The organism is Clostridium sp. OM05-5BH, from assembly GCF_003481505.1.
Classification (GTDB): Bacteria; Bacillota; Clostridia; order Lachnospirales; family Lachnospiraceae; genus Otoolea; species Otoolea fessa.
On the sequence record NZ_QULJ01000008.1, the window covers coordinates 104,305 to 122,729 of the forward strand.

The 18,425-nt window shown below is 48.1% G+C and carries 15 protein-coding genes and 2 tRNA genes; 15 read left to right on the forward strand and 2 right to left on the reverse strand.

All coding sequences use genetic code 11. The features are described from left to right. Positions 1 to 72: 72 nt before the first annotated feature. On the reverse strand, positions 73 to 1,473 hold the full coding sequence (locus tag DXB70_RS10955) for an MATE family efflux transporter (protein ID WP_118673318.1): 1,401 nt from the start codon (positions 1,471 to 1,473) through the stop codon (positions 73 to 75). Between the two features lie 414 nt (positions 1,474 to 1,887). Between DXB70_RS10955 and DXB70_RS10965 the strand changes: the two genes are divergently transcribed. The 3 genes from DXB70_RS10965 to DXB70_RS10975 all read left to right on the forward strand — a co-directional run bounded on the left by DXB70_RS10965 (position 1,888) and on the right by DXB70_RS10975 (position 6,530). Then, a complete protein-coding gene (locus DXB70_RS10965; protein WP_107001892.1) occupies positions 1,888 to 2,868 on the forward strand; it encodes a phosphotransferase in 981 nt (326 codons plus the stop codon). A gap of 189 nt (positions 2,869 to 3,057) precedes the next feature. Beyond that, positions 3,058 to 4,794 (forward strand): phospho-sugar mutase, encoded by a 1,737-nt coding sequence (locus tag DXB70_RS10970; protein ID WP_118673311.1) that lies wholly within the window; start codon positions 3,058 to 3,060, stop codon positions 4,792 to 4,794. A 608-nt stretch (positions 4,795 to 5,402) separates the two neighbouring features. Beyond that, positions 5,403 to 6,530, forward strand: coding sequence for a GGDEF domain-containing protein (locus tag DXB70_RS10975; protein WP_243099951.1), 1,128 nt, complete (start codon positions 5,403 to 5,405; stop codon positions 6,528 to 6,530). A gap of 62 nt (positions 6,531 to 6,592) precedes the next feature. Here DXB70_RS10975 and DXB70_RS10980 read toward each other — a convergent pair whose 3' ends face one another. Continuing rightward, complete coding sequence (locus tag DXB70_RS10980) at positions 6,593 to 7,717, reverse strand: putative ABC transporter permease (RefSeq protein ID WP_118673312.1); 1,125 nt, start codon at positions 7,715 to 7,717, stop codon at positions 6,593 to 6,595. 531 nt (positions 7,718 to 8,248) lie between these two features. Here DXB70_RS10980 and DXB70_RS10985 point away from each other — a divergent pair. The 12 genes from DXB70_RS10985 (at position 8,249) to DXB70_RS11040 (ending at position 18,377) form a co-directional block, all read left to right on the forward strand. Further along, entirely contained in the window at positions 8,249 to 9,802 is a 1,554-nt protein-coding gene (locus DXB70_RS10985; RefSeq protein ID WP_118673313.1) for an ABC-F family ATP-binding cassette domain-containing protein, read from the forward strand. A 516-nt stretch (positions 9,803 to 10,318) separates the two neighbouring features. Next, positions 10,319 to 11,320, forward strand: a complete 1,002-nt coding sequence (locus tag DXB70_RS10990; RefSeq protein ID WP_022359104.1) for a rod shape-determining protein — start codon at positions 10,319 to 10,321, stop codon at positions 11,318 to 11,320. A gap of 33 nt (positions 11,321 to 11,353) precedes the next feature. Then, the gene (locus DXB70_RS10995; RefSeq protein WP_118523074.1) at positions 11,354 to 13,720 is read left to right on the forward strand and encodes an ATP-dependent RecD-like DNA helicase; all 2,367 of its coding nucleotides are present in this window, start codon (positions 11,354 to 11,356) and stop codon (positions 13,718 to 13,720) included. Further along, a complete protein-coding gene (locus DXB70_RS11000; protein WP_243099952.1) occupies positions 13,717 to 14,466 on the forward strand; it encodes a ComF family protein in 750 nt (249 codons plus the stop codon). The genes DXB70_RS10995 and DXB70_RS11000 overlap by 4 nt, the downstream gene beginning before the upstream one ends. 186 nt (positions 14,467 to 14,652) lie before the next feature. Further along, the gene (locus DXB70_RS11005; RefSeq protein ID WP_118673314.1) at positions 14,653 to 15,408 is read left to right on the forward strand and encodes a YcxB family protein; all 756 of its coding nucleotides are present in this window, start codon (positions 14,653 to 14,655) and stop codon (positions 15,406 to 15,408) included. Between the two features lie 261 nt (positions 15,409 to 15,669). Then, positions 15,670 to 15,834 carry a 50S ribosomal protein L33 gene (gene rpmG, locus DXB70_RS11010; protein WP_207722866.1) on the forward strand — a complete coding sequence of 55 codons (165 nt, stop codon included), beginning with the start codon at positions 15,670 to 15,672 and terminating at the stop codon, positions 15,832 to 15,834. A 58-nt stretch (positions 15,835 to 15,892) separates the two neighbouring features. Continuing rightward, positions 15,893 to 16,096 carry a preprotein translocase subunit SecE gene (gene secE, locus DXB70_RS11015; RefSeq protein ID WP_022359100.1) on the forward strand — a complete coding sequence of 68 codons (204 nt, stop codon included), beginning with the start codon at positions 15,893 to 15,895 and terminating at the stop codon, positions 16,094 to 16,096. A gap of 17 nt (positions 16,097 to 16,113) precedes the next feature. After that, on the forward strand, positions 16,114 to 16,632 hold the full coding sequence (gene nusG, locus DXB70_RS11020; RefSeq protein WP_022359099.1) for a transcription termination/antitermination protein NusG: 519 nt from the start codon (positions 16,114 to 16,116) through the stop codon (positions 16,630 to 16,632). 69 nt (positions 16,633 to 16,701) lie between these two features. Then, positions 16,702 to 17,127 carry a 50S ribosomal protein L11 gene (gene rplK, locus DXB70_RS11025; protein ID WP_022359098.1) on the forward strand — a complete coding sequence of 142 codons (426 nt, stop codon included), beginning with the start codon at positions 16,702 to 16,704 and terminating at the stop codon, positions 17,125 to 17,127. A gap of 67 nt (positions 17,128 to 17,194) precedes the next feature. After that, on the forward strand, positions 17,195 to 17,890 hold the full coding sequence (gene rplA / locus DXB70_RS11030; RefSeq protein ID WP_022359097.1) for a 50S ribosomal protein L1: 696 nt from the start codon (positions 17,195 to 17,197) through the stop codon (positions 17,888 to 17,890). A gap of 268 nt (positions 17,891 to 18,158) precedes the next feature. Then, positions 18,159 to 18,244, forward strand: a tRNA-Ser gene (locus DXB70_RS11035). A 44-nt stretch (positions 18,245 to 18,288) separates the two neighbouring features. After that, a tRNA-Ser gene (locus DXB70_RS11040) sits at positions 18,289 to 18,377 on the forward strand. Positions 18,378 to 18,425: the final 48 nt, after the last annotated feature.

Consider the following 18,425-nt stretch of genomic DNA (forward strand, 5'->3'; position numbering starts at 1 on the left):
ACAAACGATTTTGTCTCTTTTCCTTTTGCTTTTTTAACAACAATATTTTCAATCAGAGGATGATTAAAAGAGTTATCCCAATTTCTTATACTCCTTGAAAAACAGCGCCGCCGTCGTCGCCACCGCAATCGTGTCTGCCACCGGTTCTGCCACGAATACGCCGAATACCGGATTTGAAACGAAATGCGGCAGGATAAAGATCAGCGGAATCAAAAGCAACACTTTCCGGAGCAATGCCAGAAAGACGGATGTTTTCGCATTTCCAAGGGCAATAAAAGTCTGCTGGCAGGCGAGCTGAACGGCAAAGAGCAGGGAAGCTGCCATATAGATCCGGAGCGCCCAGATGGTATAGCTGGCAAGGTCTGCGTCGCTGGTAAAGATGGAAATAAAAATCTGTGGAACCAGCATACATAAGAGCCAGAGCAAGGTGGAATAGCAGGCTGCCGAGCGCAGAAGCAGGTGAAACGCTTTTTTCACACGGTCGATATTTTTTGCTCCATAGTTAAAGCTGATGATTGGCTGCGCGCCCTGTGTGAGCCCCTGCAGCGGCAGCATGGAAAACTGCATGACGCTGGAAAGAATCGTCATCGCGCCGACCGCGGTATCGCCGCCATATTTCAACAGGCTGGTGTTAAAGCTGATGGACAGTGCACTTTCTGTAAACTGCATGATAAACGGCGCCAGTCCGAGCGCCAGGCATGGTAGGATAAATTGCTTCTGCGGGCGCAGGTTGTGGAGCCGTATCCGCAGGGTACTATGCGTTCCGGTCAGAAAACGCAGAATCCAGATACAGGAAATACCCTGTGAAAGGATGGTTGCAAGTGCCGCACCGCGCACATCCAGATGCAGTCCAAAGATAAAGATCGGATCGAGGATGATGTTGCAGAGAGCGCCGATGGCAACGGTAATCATGCCGGTTTTGGCATAACCCTGTGCGTTGATAAAGGCATTGAGTCCGAGCGCCATCTGGACGAAGAAAGTGCCGCAGACGTAGATTTTCATGTAGTTCCAGGCGTAGAGAATCGTCTTCTCACTGGCGCCGAACATCAGGAGGATCGGGCGCCCAAAGCCAAGAAACAGGGCGGTCAGGAGGAGCGAAATGACGGTCAGCATGAAGGTACAGTTGCCGAGTACCTTTTCAGCAGAATCCTTATCGCCTTTTCCCATCAGGATCGACGCCTGCGGGGCACCGCCCATGGCGGCGAGCGCGGCAAAAGCGGAAATGCACATGATAATCGGCATTGTGACGCCGACGCCGGTCAGGGCGCTGGGACCGATGTCCGGGATATGGCCGATGTACATGCGGTCAACCATGTTATAGAGGACGTTGATGATCTGTGCGGCAATTGCCGGGAGCGCCAGTTTAAAAAGAAGTGACCCGATCGGCGCACTGCCGAGATCAGCTTCACGGGATGATGCTGCGCCTGAATGCGGGCGCGTATTTTCATCGTTGGAACGATGAGCGGATTGTATGGACAAAGAGAGCCCTCCTTTTCATTTACAGTCAAATATATTATTTGATTTTTTGCCTGATTGTTGGGACAAATAGCCAGACCGCTTTTTTATCCCAATGTGAATCATTGTAACATACTGTCAAAATGATGGCAATGAACAGAATTTCGTAATCACTCCACATTGGCGATTGTGTATGATGGTTTGTGCGCTGTGTTTCAAATCTGCGATATTTATGCATAAGCATATTTGTAAGCCCCCTCTCATAGGTTAGGAGTAGCAGGCTGGGTGTCTGATGTGCATATTTGCATAATCGTGTGAATGTTGCAATTAACATAGCTGTCAGCAGCTGTGGCCCGGCGTGAAAATGTGCTGTCCACATTCTTTTGGGAAATGGAAAGGCGGGCAGCCGGATAGAGGCAGGAGGGGGAAGCTGTGAACGAGAGAACAACCGAGGTGCTGGAACAGTATGAACTGGAAGTGCAGTCGAAGCGCCGTGGAAGAGGCGCGTGGATCTGCGAGACGAGTCAGGGGTTAAAACTCCTCCGGGAATATAAGGGGACCGTCAAACGTCTTGAATTTGAAGAACAAATCATGAATGTTCTGCAAAATCAGAAAACATGCCGGACCGATCAGTATATGCGGAACCGGGAGGGCGAGCTTTTGTCGGTGGCGGAGGATGGAACGCGGTGTGTTGTGAAGGAATGGTTTTCCGGGCGCGAGTGCAGTGTGCAGAGCGAGGCGGAGGTAGTCCGGGCGGTCGGGCAGATCGCGAAGCTGCACCGGACATTGCGCGGCATTGCGATCGATGAGTCGTGGAATCTGGGGTCAATTCTCACGCGTCCGGCGGTGGCGGAGATGGAGCGCCACAACCGGGAACTTGTCCGTACGCGGAATTATATCCGGAAAAAACGGCGTAAATCGGATTTTGAGAGGGCAGTCAGCGGAAGCTTTGCCATCTTTTATGAGCAGGCGCAGGAAGCAGCAGGCGGGCTGAAAGCGCAGATCGAGCAGGATGGCGAGCCGGAAAACTATTTGTGTCACGGGGATCTGAACCAGCATCATATTTTATTGGTAGAAGAAAATGAGATGGCGGTGATTGAATTTAACCGGATGCACCGGGGCGTCCAGGTCGAAGACCTGTATCATTTTACGCGCAAAATATTGGAAAAGCATGGCTGGGATTTGCGTCTGGGGATGCGGCTGCTGGAGACGTATGATCGTATTCTGCCGTTGAATGCACAGGAGCGGACATACCTCTATTACCTGTTTTTATATCCGGAAAAATACTGGAAACAGTTAAATTTTTATTATAATGCAGGCAAGGCGTGGATTCCAGTCCGCAGCATTGAAAAACTGCAGAAGCTGGAAGAACAGCAGACGGCGCGTAACCTCTTTCTTGAGGCAATCCGATAAGAAATGTTGATTTACATATGCATATAAATTCTTTGGTTAAGCGTATTCGATACATCATGGAGAAACTTTGAAAAGAGAAAAAATAAAGACAAAGAATAGTAACCGAAATTCTCTTTATTTTTCAGAATAATTATACTATAATGGAGAAAAAGAAAGTCATCCTAGAAGAAAGCAGGGGGTAAGTGAATCATGAAGGATTACATGACGATTTACAAAGAATGGCTGGAAAATCCATACTTTGACGAGGCAACGAAAGAGGAATTACGCGCCATTGAGGGCGATGAAAATGAGATTAAAGAGCGTTTCTATATGGATTTGGAGTTTGGTACGGCAGGACTGCGCGGCATCATCGGTGCAGGTATTAACCGGATGAATATCTACACCGTCCGCCGTGCGACCCAGGGACTGGCAAATTACATCATCAAGCAGGGCGGCGCGGCAAAAGGCGTGGCGATCGCATTTGACTCCCGTCATATGTCCCCGGAATTTGCCGAGGAAGCAGCGCTGACACTGGCGGCAAATGGCATCAAGGCGTACCGGTTCGAGACGCTGCGCCCGACGCCGGAGCTTTCCTTTGCCGTCCGCGAGCTTGGCTGCATCGCCGGCATCAACATCACCGCCAGCCACAACCCGCCGGAGTACAACGGCTACAAGGTTTACTGGGAGGACGGCGCACAGTTTACACCGCCGCATGACAAGGGCGTGACTGAGGAAGTTATGGCGATCACCGATCTTTCCACTGTTAAGACGATGGGAGCACAAGAGGCAAAGGCGAAAGGACTCTACGAGATCATCGGTGCAGCGATCGACGACAAATATATTGCACAGGTCAAGGCACAGGTAGTCAATCAGGGCGCGATTGACCGCATGCAGGATCAGATCACGATCGTGTATACACCGCTTCACGGCACGGGCAATATCCCGGCACGCCGTGTGATGAAAGAGCTTGGATTTACCCATGTATATGTGGTTCCGCAGCAGGAGCTTCCAGACGGCGATTTCCCGACCGTCAGCTATCCGAACCCGGAGGCAAAGGAAGCATTTGAATTGGGACTGGCTCTGGCAAAAGAGAAAAATGCAGACCTCGTTCTGGCAACCGATCCGGATGCCGATCGTCTGGGCGTGTATGTCAAAGATACCAAGTCCGGCGAATACATTCCGCTGACCGGCAATATGTCCGGCTCCCTGCTCTGCGAGTATGTGCTCAGCCAGAAACAGGCAAACGGCAAGATTCCGGCAGATGGACAGGTTGTTAAATCCATCGTTACGACGAATCTGGTAGATGCAGTTGCGAAGAATTACGGCGCAGAGCTCATCGAGGTTCTGACCGGATTTAAGTGGATCGGCAAACAGGTTCTCAAAAATGAGCAGGAAGGCAAAGGAACCTATCTGTTTGGCATGGAAGAGAGCTATGGCTGCCTGATCGGTACATACGCACGCGATAAAGATGCCATTTCCGCGACCGCAGCACTCTGCGAGGCGGCTGCCTATTACAAGGAAAAAGGCATGACGCTGTGGGATGCGATGGTCGAGATGTACGAGAAATACGGCTATTATAAAGATGAAGTGAAGTCCATCGGCTTAAAGGGCATCGAGGGACTGGCAAAGATTCAGGAGATCATGGAATATTTCCGCGCCCACACACCGTCCGATTTTGCCGGACATAAGGTGCTGGCTGTCCGCGATTACAAGGCAGATACCGTCAAGGATCTGGCAACCGGCGAGGTAAAGCCGACCGGACTTCCGTCCTCCAATGTTCTCTACTACGAACTGGAAGACAACGCATGGCTCTGCGTCCGCCCGTCCGGAACCGAGCCGAAGATCAAATTCTACTATGGCGTAAAAGGTACTTCTCTGGAAGATGCAGCAACGAAGTCGGAGAAAGTCGGCGAGTCTGTGATGGGAATTGTGAATGGGCTGCTGTAAGTAAATATTGAAGATATGGTTACAAGAAATATGGAATATAAATAGTTCTTGTAACCATATCTTTTATAAGTTAGGACATTTTTTCCCAATTAGGATAATAAGCGAGAATCCTCGGTTATTCAATTGCCGAGATGAAAGCGTCTGAAATGCAAGCAAAATCGAAACTTTGTTCGATTCTGCTTGCGTTTCTTTCTATAACTCAGAAAAACGAATGTATGAAGAAAAACGATTGTATTATCAGAATAGTAGCATAGATAGAAGAGTAAGAATATAGCTTGGGATACAAGTTGAAAATGGTTTAACAACTTTATTTTAATGAAAAAAAGACGATAAGAAGAATTAAAGTGACTGTTCGCGGGTAGGCACTTTTGGAACCGAAAGTGCCGTAAGAAAACGTGGTGGCAGCAGGAATTTGCCGTATTTAAATGCGAAGCCACGGCAAATTCCGTTACTGGGCATGTATGCGTGAACAGTAACGAATTAAATCGGAGGGGGCAATATTTTTTTGATCCAGTTTGCCATATAGTAAAATAAATGATATAATTAAAGAAGAATGAGAAATAATCAGACTTCAGGGTGGATTTGCAAATCGGAAAGGGGGGAAAGATATGAATGACCTATATTTCTTTATATTGACAGCAATTAACCTTTATATTCTCGTTTTTATGTGTGTACTAGTGCACATGAATGATACGTTGAATCCCAAGCAGGCGAACAGGTTTCTTTTTACTTTTATTTTGATTGGAGCAATTTCGTTTTTGGAGATGCTTACGGTACTGGTTGATGGTGCTCCGGTATGGCTTCGTTTTGCGAATATTTTGACTAATTATCTTGGCTTTGCATTGACTCCGGCTGTTCCAATTGTTATGGTTTATGCGTTGAGTCGCTCTAATCGTATAAGAGCAAGTCTTAAGATTGCTTTAATAGTTGAACTTGTATATGTGCTTCTATTGACGATATCCCTGTTCTTCAACGGTTTAGTATTTAAAGTAGATGAAACAAATCATTATTCAAGACAGGCAGGATTTCATGTTTATACAGCTGTATATTATATGGCAGTTTTATATTTGATGTTTTATACACTGGAGATGGCAAGCTTATTTCAAAATTATGGACGAAAACTGATTTACAGTCTGACAGCTTTCCTGGGAACGGGTATTTTTGTACAGATATTGATTCCGGAGATCCATATCACCTGGCTCTGTATGACTTTGATTTCAGTGTTTTATTATCTTTATTGCAATGAGATGTGGAATCAGTTGGATGGACTGACTGGATTACTGAGTCAGAAAAGTTACTTGAATCGTACGTTAAATCTGCGTGCGGAGGACAGGATGCTTATAGTATTGGATCTGGATGATTTTAAGCATATTAATGATACATATGGCCACCTGACAGGTGATATGTGTTTAAAAGAGATTTCTGATTGCCTAAAAAGGGTATATTTTAATTATGGAAACTGTTATCGGATTGGTGGAGATGAGTTTTGCGTTCTTCTTTGGAACCCGGAAAAAGAAAAATTTTGTAAGGATAAGTTTTATGGGCTGTTAGAAAAGAGAAGAAAGCGCATCGATTACTTGCCGGAGATTTCGTATGGAAGCGCATTGCTTATAGAGCAGGAAAGTATTTGTGATACAAAGGCTAGAGCCGATCAACGTATGTATGAGAATAAAAGGGAACATAAGGCGAATAAGCAACAGAAAATATTTTGTAATGATATAAAAAAAATTATTTGATCAAAATATACGCCCAGAGTCTTTCGAATACAGAAAGATTTTGGGCGTATATTATAGTTTTTTTATTTATTCTGTTCTTTCAATTCTTTCAACGCCGCTGCAAACCGGGACGAAACAGCGGTCGGGTTTCCGCGCAGCAGTCCGCGGCGGTAGAAAGCGTGCAGTTTTTTCACCGGACGCAGGGACTGCTTCCGTTTTTTCAGCTCCTCCAGCTGGGCGGTAAGCCGGGCGAGGCGGTCATCAAATGCAAGGCGCGCATCGGCTTCAGTCCGCACTTCCGTGAGGCGTTCATTGACACGCAGCTTGGCATTTTCTACGCGATCGGTGTATTCTGCTTTGGCGTGTTCCAGGTGTGCGCTGGTATCTTCTTTGACTTTTGCAATGCGCTGCTCTGCCAGCGCCCGGGTTTCGGCGACCCGTTCAAGATGTTCGGTCGCTGCAGCCTGAAGCTGTCTGGCAGTTTCAGATCTGGCAGCCGCCAGACGTTCTTCGGCCTCTGCCTTGACAGCTGCCAGCTTCCGGCCAGCTTCGGCTTGGGCGGCAGCCAGTTTCTCGGCGGTCTCTTCCCGGGTCAGGGCACCGCGCTCGATTGCCTCTTCGCGCAGCAGTTCGATACGGGACTGGAGTGTCTCGATATCAGCTTTCAGCTTTGTCATGGCTTCCAGTGTATGGCCCAGAGCCAGAGCTGCCTTGGTGGATTCATAGATATCGGCGGTAAAGAGAACACTGATGACAAAATCGCAGGTGATCAGGACGACCGGGGAAACCGCCAGCACTGCGCGGGCGATCGGTTCGTGGATGACATCGGTCATAAAGATGGTTAAAAATCCCCATGCGATCGAGGAACTCAGGCAGATATAGCCGTTCAGCTGAAACGGCTGATTGCTGTAGTCCCAGTAACGAACCTTGAATAGACGTTCCATCACAGCACCGGTGACATATTCAAGGGCAGTAGCTGCGATAAAGCCGGAAATATAGACCAGCAGCAGATTATCGTGCACAGGCAGGGAGACCCAGAGCATCATCACCGCGCCGGAACCGTAGAGCGGCAGCATCGGAAGCCGCAGAAATCCACGGTTGACGAATTTCTTTTTCTTCAGCGAAACATACGTCGATTCGAAAATCCATCCGAAAAAGCAATATAGATAGAAAAAAGCCAACCATTGGTACCAGGTATAGGTGTACATAAAACCTCCTTCAAAAATCAAGTCATTTTCTCATTTGTCATGAAACAGGTTACATCCTCAAAATGCAAGTTGTTTTCTATCTTACTACATAGCGCCGGAGAAGTTCAAGGCGTCCTGATAAAAATTAAAATAGAATCCATGATTTTCTGTTACTGTTCACGCATACGTGCCCAGTAACGGAATTTGCCGTGGCTTCGCATTTAAATACGGCAAATTCCTGCTGCCACCACGTTTTCTTACGGCACTTTCGGTTCCAAAAGTGCCTACCCGTGAACAGTAACGATTTTCTGCCCTGTAATGCGGTATCGGTAAAATTCGAGTGTCGGATACACATCCGTAAAGGGCGACAATATGGAATATCTGAATAAAAACAGAAAATCTCTGCTTGTCACGAACTCTCCCTTCGTGTACAATAAATCGAAGTCGCGTTTGATGCGCGTCGAAAAAAACGATGAAACAAACGATGAAACAAACCAGCAATCACATATGATTCAAGCAGTCACATACAATAGAAAGAGATGAGGTACACACGTGAGTATACTGAATGTAGAACATTTAAGCCACGGTTTTGGTGACCGGGCGATTTTTCAGGATGTTTCGTTCCGCCTGTTAAAGGGTGAGCACATCGGTCTGATCGGTGCGAACGGCGAGGGTAAATCGACGTTTATGAATATTATTACCGGGCATATGCAGCCGGACGAGGGAAAAGTAGAGTGGTCAAAGCGGGTGCGCGTCGGCTATCTGGATCAGCACACGGTGCTGGAAAAAGGCATGACGATCCGCGAGGTTTTGAAGAGCGCATTTTCCTTCCTGTTTGAGCTGGAAGTGCAGATGAATGAAATCTGCGACCATCTGGGCGAGGCATCGGAGGATGAGATGAACGTGATGATGGAAGAGCTGGGAACGATCCAGGATCTTCTGATGAACCACGATTTTTATTCCATCGATGCGAAGGTGGAGGAAGTCGGACGTGCGCTGGGGCTGACCGATATCGGTCTGGACCGCGATGTAACGGATTTGAGCGGCGGACAGAGAACGAAGGTACTGCTCGGGAAATTGCTTCTGGAAAAGCCAGATATCTTGTTGCTGGACGAGCCGACGAACTATCTGGATGTGCAGCACATCGAGTGGCTGAAACGGTATTTGCAGGAATATGAAAATGCGTTCATCCTGATTTCACACGATGTTCCGTTCTTAAATAGCGTAGTAAATATCATTTACCATATGGAAAATCAGCGGCTTGACCGCTATGTGGGCGATTACGACAAGTTTCTCGAGGTGCACGAGGCGAAGAAAGCGCAGCTCGAGGCAGCGTATAAGCGTCAGCAGCAGGAGATCGCGCAGCTGCAGGATTTTGTGGCACGTAATAAAGCGCGTGTTTCCACGCGAAATATGGCGATGTCCCGCCAGAAAAAGTTGGATAAAATGGATGTGATCGAACTGGCGAAGGAAAAACCGAAGCCAGAGTTCAACTTCCTGGAGGCGAGAGCCTCCGGAAAATGTATTTTTGAGACGGAGGATCTGGTGATCGGTTACGACGAGCCACTCTCCCGTCCACTGAACCTCTATATGGAGCGCGGCGAGAAGATTGCGATGGTCGGTGCCAACGGAATTGGAAAGACGACGCTTTTAAAGAGTATTTTAGGTTTGATTCCAGCAGTGTCCGGCAAGGTGACGCTGGGCGATTATCTCTCCATCGGCTATTTCGAACAGGAGATGGCGCCGGGCAATACGACGACCTGCATCGATGAGATCTGGAAAGAATTTCCGTCCTACACCCAGTACCAGGTGCGTTCCGCACTGGCAAAATGCGGTCTGACGACCCAGCACATCGAGAGCCAGGTGCGCGTGCTCAGCGGTGGCGAGCAGGCAAAAGTGCGCCTGTGTAAGCTGATCAACCGCGAGACGAACCTTCTGCTTCTCGACGAGCCGACGAACCATCTGGACGTTGAGGCGAAGGAGGAGTTAAAGCGTGCGCTGGCGGCGTACAAAGGAAATATCCTTCTGATCTGCCATGAACCGGATTTCTATGAGGAATTCGCAACGAAGGTCTGGGACTGCAGTGAGTGGAGTCTGAAAATATAAGAAAAAAATGTTTTTCAGCGTACCCCAACATTCAGTATAGAGCCCTTTTTCTAAGGTGCCTGGCACTGACAAAAAACAGGAACGCCATCGGCTGAGAGTCCGACGGCGTTCCTGTTTTTCTTAAATTGGGAATGGTAGGTATATATAAAAAAGAAATTGGCTTAGGGGGGCCGGACGATTTGTATCGTCCGGTATGAGTATGAAAAAGCTTTTTTATTTCAAGTAACACTTGAAACAAAGGCCTGTTACCCTTTCGGATAACATACTTGTATTATAGGAGAAAGTTGTGACTAAAATATGTCCCTTTCATAAAAAAAATATAAAGTCCATAAAAAAATAAAAACCTCTTTCAAAAGAATCGAAAGTTGTATATAATAGTAAGTGGTATAGTCCGCTCTAAAACAATGCGCGGGCTGGATGGCAGCGAAAAAAGCTGAAATAAAGAAGATAAAATACAATGAAACTCATAGATTTATGTACTCAAGAGTGCATATTCAGAGCAGGAGGAAAACAACTATGTTGATGTCCAATGATATTGGTATCGATCTGGGTACAGCCAGCATCCTTGTATATATCAAGGGAAAAGGTGTCGTACTGAAAGAGCCGTCCGTAGTGGCGATCGATCGGGATACGAATAAGATCATGGCGATCGGCGAGGAAGCCCGCCTGATGATCGGCAGAACCCCTGGCAATATCGTAGCGGTCCGTCCGTTGCGCCAGGGGGTTATTTCAGATTATACAGTGACAGAGAAGATGATGAAATATTTCATCAACAAGGCAGTCGGCAAGAAGACACTCCGCAAGCCGCGTATCAGCGTCTGCATCCCGAGCGGTGCGACCGAGGTAGAGCGCAAGGCGGTTGAGGATGCGACTTATCAGGCTGGCGCACGCGAGGTTTCGATCATCGAGGAGCCGGTAGCAGCTGCGATCGGCGCTGGTATCGATATTTCCAAGGCGTGCGGCAACATGATCGTAGATATTGGTGGTGGTACGGCAGATATCGCCGTTATTTCCTTGGGCGGTACCGTAGTCAGCACTTCTATTAAAGTGGCTGGTGATGACTTCGACGAGGCGCTGGTCCGTTACATGAGAAAGAAACACAATCTTTTGATCGGTGAGAGAACTGCTGAGGAGATCAAGATAAATATCGGCGCGGCATACCGCCGTCCGGAGGTAATCACGATGGAAGTGCGCGGACGAAATCTGGTTACCGGACTTCCGAAGACTATCGTTGTCACATCCGACGAGACGCTGGAAGCGCTGCGCGAGCCGGCACTCCAGATCGTAGATGCCGTTCACAACGTACTCGAGCGGACGCCGCCGGAATTGGCAGCCGACATTTTTGACCGTGGTATCGTACTGACAGGCGGCGGCGCACTGTTAAGCGGTCTGGATGCCCTGATCGAGGAGAAAACTGGCATTTCCACGATGATCGCAGAGGATCCGCTGACCGCAGTTGCGATCGGAACTGGTAAGTTTATCGAGTTTGCACACGGCGAGAAGAAAAACTACGATTAAAGAGAACCGCCGGAAGGCGGATAGCATAAAAATATGGCAGCAGTTAAAGGATATATTGAAAAAATAAAATACCGCAATGAGGACAATGGCTATACGGTTCTCTCTATCAGCGGCTTGGACGACGGGGAGGAATATGTGCTGGTTGGCACTTTTTCCTACATCGCAGAGGGCGAGATGATCGAGGCGAGCGGGCGTATGACCGAGCATCCGATTTACGGGGAACAGATGGCGGTGGAAAGCTATGAGCTGAAAGCGCCTGAGGATACTGTTTCCATGGAACGATATTTAGGCTCCGGCGCCATCAAAGGCGTCGGGGCTGCTTTAGCTTCCAGGATTGTTAAAAAATTTAAGGCGGATACATTCCGCATCATGGAAGAAGAGCCGGAACGCCTCGCGGAGGTCAAGGGAATCAGTGAAAAAATGGCGATGTCCATCGGTGAACAGGTCGAGGAAAAGCGCGATATGCGCCAGGCGATGATGTTTCTGCAAAATTATGGCATTTCCATCAATCTGGCGGTTAAAATCTACCAGGAATACGGTCCGGCAATGTACACGATTCTCCAGAACAATCCGTATAAGCTGGCGGACGATATTCCGGGCGTCGGTTTTAAGATGGCAGACGAGATCGCGGCGAAGATAGGAATCGTGGCAGATTCGGATTTCCGCATCAAGAGCGGCATCCTGTATACACTCTATCAGGCGACGGCGAACGGGCACACATACCTGCCGGAGGACGAGCTGGCGGATCGGGCGGCAAAGCTTCTACAGGTTGAGATTTCCGAGATTGACAAGCATCTGATGGATATGCAGATGGATAAACGGCTGGTGATCCGGGAGAGGAAACAGCAGAAAACAGCAGAAATGGATGTTTTTGTTCAGGCGGAATCGGCAGTGTCGGGGCAGATGCAGCCGCAGCCAGATGTTTTGGGTGAACCGAATGCATCAAATGTATCAAATATAGCAAACGCCCCGGAACGCGCCGTTTATGCATCACACTACTATTATACCGAGCTAAACACCGCCCGCATGCTGCACGACTTAAACATCACTGGTTCCGAATCGGAAGAACAGATTCGGAAAAGTCTGGCAGCCATCCAGAAAGAGGAACAGATCGAGCTGGATGAACTGCAGATCCGCGCGGTGATTGAGGCGGTCAACTGCGGACTTTTGGTAATCACGGGCGGTCCGGGTACCGGAAAAACGACGACGATCAACACGATCATCCGGTATTTTGAAAAGGGCGACATGGATATCCTGCTGGCAGCCCCGACCGGACGCGCAGCAAAAAGGATGACCGAGGCGACAGGCTATGAGGCGAAGACGATTCACCGCCTGTTAGAGCTGACGGGAATGCCAGAGGAGGATGAGAAGAGCCGGACGACTTCGATGCACTTTGAGCGGAACGAGGACAATCCGCTGGAAGCTGATGTCATCATTATCGATGAAATGTCGATGGTGGATATCAATCTGATGCATTCACTGCTCCGGGCGGTCAATGTCGGCACACGCCTGATTCTGGTAGGTGATGTGGATCAGCTTCCGAGCGTCGGACCGGGCAATGTCCTGCGTGATATCATCGAGTCAGAGTGTTTCCATGTGGTAAAGCTAACCCGGATTTTCCGGCAGGCGGCGCAGAGCGATATTATCGTCAACGCCCACCGCATCAATGCCGGAGAGCGCATTCCGATCGGAAAGTCAAGCAGGGATTTCCTCTTTATAAAGCGTGATGATCCGAATGCGATCATCAATGCAATGATCACGCTGGTACGTGAAAAACTGCCGAATTACGTCCATGCCGATTTGTTTGAGGTACAGGTCATGACGCCTATGCGGAAGGGAGTGCTGGGATCGATACGGTTAAATTCCATTTTGCAGGAATTTTTAAATCCGCCATCGGCAGAAAAGGCGGAAAAAGAGTATGGCGAGACGACGTTTCGTGTGGGCGACAAGGTCATGCAGATCAAGAACAATTACCAGATTGAGTGGACCTCCTACAACCGCAGCGGCATCCCGGTAGACAAGGGAGCCGGCGTGTTCAACGGGGATCTTGGGCGCATCCGCGAGATCAATACCTTTGCGGAGCTGGTAACCGTGGAGTATGATGAGGGAAAACGTGTCGAGTATAGCTTCAAGCAGCTGGAGGAGCTGGAATTGGCATATGCGATCACGATCCACAAGTCGCAGGGAAGCGAGTATCCGGCGGTCGTGATTCCGGTCTGGAGCGGACCACAGATGCTGATGACGCGGAATCTGATTTACACGGCGGTTACAAGGGCAAGAGCCTGTGTCTGCCTGGTCGGTGTCCCGTATGTGTTTCAGCAGATGGTGGACAATGCGATGGAACAGAAGCGCTATTCGGGACTGCGCGACCGCATTGAAGAAATTATGGAGACATTGTGATAAAAAAAATAAAATGGAATCAATTCCCCCGCGCCGCTCTGGATGCGCTATATCCAAGGCGCTGCCCGGTCTGCGGGGAGATCGTGACGCCGAAGGGCAGGCTTATTTGTCCTTCGTGTCTTTTGAGGCTTTCGCCTGTCAAATCGCCGGTTTGTCAGAAATGTGGAAAAGAAGTTTGGAGTGAAGAAATCGAATATTGTCCAGACTGTGTGAAACACCGCCGGTCATTTGCGCGTGGGATGGCACTCTTTAACTATACGGAGGAAGCTGCGCGCTCGATGGCAGCGGTTAAATATAAAAATAAGAGGGAATATCTCGATTTTTATGCCGAAGCTGCAGCGGAAAAGCTGAGGCAGTATGAAAATCGGGAGGAGTGGCAGTTTGACGGTCTGGTTCCCGTTCCGGTCCACCCAGCGCGGAAACGGAAACGCGGTTTCAATCAGGCGGAGGTTCTGGCAAAGCGGATGGGCGAGCGGCTGGAAATGCCGGTGTGCCCGGAATTTTTATATCGGATACGAAATACAGAACCCCTGAAAGAGCTGAATCCAGATGAAAGGCTCCGGAATTTACAGCAGGCGTTTCAGGCAGATGCGGAGGCAATCCGGGCAAGTGGTGTGCAAAACGTGCTTCTCGTGGATGATATTTATACGACCGGAAGCACGGCGGAAGCGTGTACCCGGGCGCTTCTGTCTGCGGGGATTGAAAAAGTTTGTTTTTTTGCCGTTTGTATTGGACAAGGACGCTAAAGTGGGATATGATAGAGAAGATAGGCAGAGGGAAGCCTTATAAGTGGAAATACTCCGGCATTTCTGGATGAAAAGAATAGTAGAAAGCATTTGAATCTAAAAGTTTGCGGGAGAGGCAAAAAGAGGTTCAGGAGACGGAAGAAATGCGGGGGAGATTTCAAGTAAGAAAGAAAAGGAGTAAAAAGAATGCAGGAATTTGAATATCGCCTGGAAAAGGAAGATTATAAAAACTGGATTCACTGGAACGTGCTTAAGCATGAGTCCAAGAAAATGAAGATGGTGTCGGCACTCTTATATGTCGCATTTTTAGCTCTCTTTCTGGGAAAAAATGTGATGCAGGCAAAGGGCAATCTGGTTCTTCTTGTACCGTCCATCGTGATAGCGGTGCTGGTCGGCATCGGCATGTTTTACATGATTTCAAACCAGAACCAGGAGCGGATGATCTGGAAACGGAGCGGACTTAAAAATTTGGAAAAGACGGGCAATTTCCCAGTCGTACATCTGACGCTGGATGAGAAGACACTGACCATGACGGTTGCGGCACAGGAGATGACCAAGACTTACAGCTACAGCGACATTGAGCAGATGGTTGAGATTGAGCGGATGTATCTGCTTGAGACGAACGAGAAAACCTGGCAGTTTATCGCCAAGTCGGCATTTTCCAGCGAGGAAGAGCAAAAGCGGTTTGAGACATTCATGAATGAAAAGCTTGCGGATGCCAAGGAAAACCCGGAAGAATATCCATCCGTGACAAAAAATCCGGAAAATGCGGAGAACCAGGAGGGCGGCGCCCTGCATCAGAACGCCGCGCTTGAGGATGATGCTGTGGAAGCTGATGAGCCGGAGATCACCCGCGTGGATACAAGCCATATGGGTAAGATTGGAAAAATGGCGCATTTTATCGGAAACCAGGCGGCAGATGAGAAAGAAACCGATGAGTAAACCTTTCTGATTGTTTTATAGCATCATTGTAAGTCCTGATAATGTGAAATACGAGGCGCGGGCAGAATCTGGTTCCAGCCTGCACTAAGTGAAAACGATATCTATAATATAAAAGAGGCGGCGAATGTCGGCAAGTTATTGCTTGACGCGCCGCTTCTTTTATGATATAGTAGACGGGCGAATGGAAGAACATAGGTCTTTTTTTTATGCTCAAAAACCAGATTTCCGGTTGGAGAGTGGAAAGATCGCATACTAAGAAAAATGGAGGTGGAAGTTGTGCGTACAAGAATTACACTGGCATGCACAGAATGCAAGCAGCGCAATTACAACATGACCAAGGATAAGAAAACTCATCCGGACAGAATGGAAACCAAAAAGTACTGCAGATTCTGTAAGACACACACGTTACACAAAGAGACGAAGTAAGAGTAACTGGTTGGTTCTGCGCGATCGGGCATCTGCCTGAGCGCTTTGGAGGACAAAAATGGGTGATACAGAAAATACCAAAAAAGCTCCTAAAAAGAGTTTCTGGAAAGGTCTAAAAGCTGAGTACAAAAGGATCATCTGGCCTGACAAAGAGACAGTTACGAAGCAGACTGGAGCGGTCATCGCCGTTTCCGTTGCGCTGGGACTTATCATTGCGGCTCTTGACACAGCAATCGTGTTTGGACTGCACTTCGTTATGTAAAGGCAAAGGTGAGAAATATGGCAGAAGCAAATTGGTATGTAGTGCATACTTATTCCGGCTATGAAAACAAAGTAAAGGTTGACATCGAAAAGACGATCGAGAACCGGAACCTTCAGGATCAGATCTTAGAGGTTTCCGTGCCGATGCAGGAAGTTATCGAAGTCAAGAATGGAGCCAATAAACAGGTTGCCAAGAAGATGTTTCCCGGATACGTACTGATCAACATGGTTATGAATGATGATACCTGGTACGTAGTACGCAACACCCGCGGAGTGACCGGGTTTGTTGGTCCGGGCTCCAAACCGGTTCCTTTGACGGAAGAGGAGATGGCCGGTCTCGGATTTAAGGAAACCGGCGTTGTTGTTGACTTTGAGGTCGGCGACACGGTTGTTGTAACGACAGGGGCATGGAAAGATACCGTTGGTGTTATCGAGTCCATCAACGAGGAAAGACAGACCCTGACGATTCGTGTAGAACTGTTTGGCCGTGAGACACCGGTTGAACTGAACTTCACAGAGATCAAGAAGATGATGTAAAGAGGTTCATTTATGAGCCTGTGGGAGGGAAATCCCCGCAATTACCACAATTTATAGGAGGTGCCAACAATGGCAAAGAAAGTTACAGGATATATTAAATTACAGATTCCTGCTGGAAAGGCTACACCAGCTCCGCCAGTAGGTCCGGCTCTTGGACAGCACGGTGTAAACATCGTACAGTTCACGAAAGAGTTCAACGCTAAGACAGCAGACCAGGGCGATATGATCATCCCGGTTGTTATTACTGTATATGCTGACAGAAGCTTCAGCTTCATCACAAAGACTCCGCCGGCTGCCGTTTTGTTAAAGAAAGCTTGCAAGATTAAATCCGGTTCCGCTACACCGAACAAGACTAAGGTAGCTAGCATCTCGAAAGAGGATCTGCAGAAGATCGCAGAATTAAAGATGCCTGACTTAAATGCAGCAAGCCTTGAAGCTGCTATGAGCATGATCGCTGGTACAGCAAGAAGTATGGGTATCACAGTTGCCGAGTAATTTTCGGGATGTTTATCAGTAACGTGGGAGGGAATTCCCCGACAATACCACTAGGAGGTTTTTTATAATGAAAAGAGGAAAAAGATACGTAGAGGCTGCTAAATTAGTAGATCGCGCAAGCCTTTATGAAGCTGCAGATGCCATCTCCATCGTGAAGAAGGCTGCAGGTGCTAAATTCGATGAAACCGTAGAACTTCATATCAGAACTGGTTGTGACGGCCGTCATGCTGATCAGCAGATCCGTGGTGCAGTTGTACTGCCGCACGGAACTGGTAAGACCGTTCGTATCCTTGTATTTGCTAAGGGACCGAAGGCAGAAGAGGCTCAGGCTGCAGGCGCAGATTTCGTAGGCGCTGAGGAGCTGATCCCGAAGATCCAGAACGAGGGATGGTTAGACTTCGACGTAGTAGTAGCTACTCCGGACATGATGGGCGTTGTAGGACGTCTTGGTCGTGTACTTGGACCGAAGGGCTTAATGCCGAACCCGAAGGCTGGTACTGTTACTATGGATGTAACCAAAGCTATCAATGATATCAAAGCCGGTAAGATCGAGTACAGACTTGATAAGACTAACATTATCCACGTGCCAGTAGGTAAAGCTTCCTTCACAGAGGAGCAGTTAGCGGACAACTTCCAGACGCTTATTGACGCTATCCTGAAGGCAAAACCAGCTACCTTAAAGGGCGCTTACTTAAAGAGCGTAACCATGACTTCTACCATGGGCCCGGGCGTTAAGCTGAACGTAGGTAAGCTGATTGGCTAATCAGAAGACGTTATAGAATCAAGAGGATGAGGGACTTTTGGGTCTTTCGTCCTCTTTTTTTCGATTGTCGAAAAAATATAAATAAAGTCAAAAAAACAGTTGACTTTATACTTTAGTAGTGATAAAATATATTCTGTTGCCGCTGAGAAAGCGGAAACGAAAATTAAAGAGTCAAGACGCACAGGTGATTGTGAAAACTTTCAAAAAGAAAGTGAAAAAGTCCTTGACAAAAATGAATATCCATTATATAATGGTTAAGCACATTTTTGGAGAGATATCGAAGCGGTCATAACGAGGCGGTCTTGAAAACCGTTTGTCCGAAAGGGCGCGTGGGTTCGAATCCCACTCTCTCCGTTTCAAAAACGGTTATTAATTTCATAAGATATGAAAATCAACCTGCAGAAGTACCCAAGAGGTTGAAGGGGCTCCCCTGGAAAGGGAGTAGGTCGTTAGTAGCGGCGCGAGGGTTCAAATCCCTCCTTCTGCGTTCGATGCGAAAGCATCAGGAACCTTGAAAACTGAACAGTATGTAAAA

Excerpts from the sequence above, each read along its gene's own strand:
- DXB70_RS11005 (WP_118673314.1), top strand. The coding sequence starts at position 14,653 with ATGCAGGAATTTGAATATCGCCTGGAAAAGGAAGATTATAAAAACTGG.
- nusG (WP_022359099.1), top strand. The coding sequence starts at position 16,114 with ATGGCAGAAGCAAATTGGTATGTAGTGCATACTTATTCCGGCTATGAA.
- DXB70_RS10975 (WP_243099951.1), top strand. The coding sequence starts at position 5,403 with ATGAATGACCTATATTTCTTTATATTGACAGCAATTAACCTTTATATT.
- DXB70_RS10970 (WP_118673311.1), top strand. The coding sequence starts at position 3,058 with ATGAAGGATTACATGACGATTTACAAAGAATGGCTGGAAAATCCATAC.
- rplA (WP_022359097.1), top strand. The coding sequence starts at position 17,195 with ATGAAAAGAGGAAAAAGATACGTAGAGGCTGCTAAATTAGTAGATCGC.
- rplK (WP_022359098.1), top strand. The coding sequence starts at position 16,702 with ATGGCAAAGAAAGTTACAGGATATATTAAATTACAGATTCCTGCTGGA.
- secE (WP_022359100.1), top strand. The coding sequence starts at position 15,893 with ATGGGTGATACAGAAAATACCAAAAAAGCTCCTAAAAAGAGTTTCTGG.
- DXB70_RS10980 (WP_118673312.1), bottom strand. The coding sequence starts at position 7,717 with ATGTACACCTATACCTGGTACCAATGGTTGGCTTTTTTCTATCTATAT.
- rpmG (WP_207722866.1), top strand. The coding sequence starts at position 15,670 with ATGGAGGTGGAAGTTGTGCGTACAAGAATTACACTGGCATGCACAGAA.
- DXB70_RS10990 (WP_022359104.1), top strand. The coding sequence starts at position 10,319 with ATGTTGATGTCCAATGATATTGGTATCGATCTGGGTACAGCCAGCATC.
- DXB70_RS10995 (WP_118523074.1), top strand. The coding sequence starts at position 11,354 with ATGGCAGCAGTTAAAGGATATATTGAAAAAATAAAATACCGCAATGAG.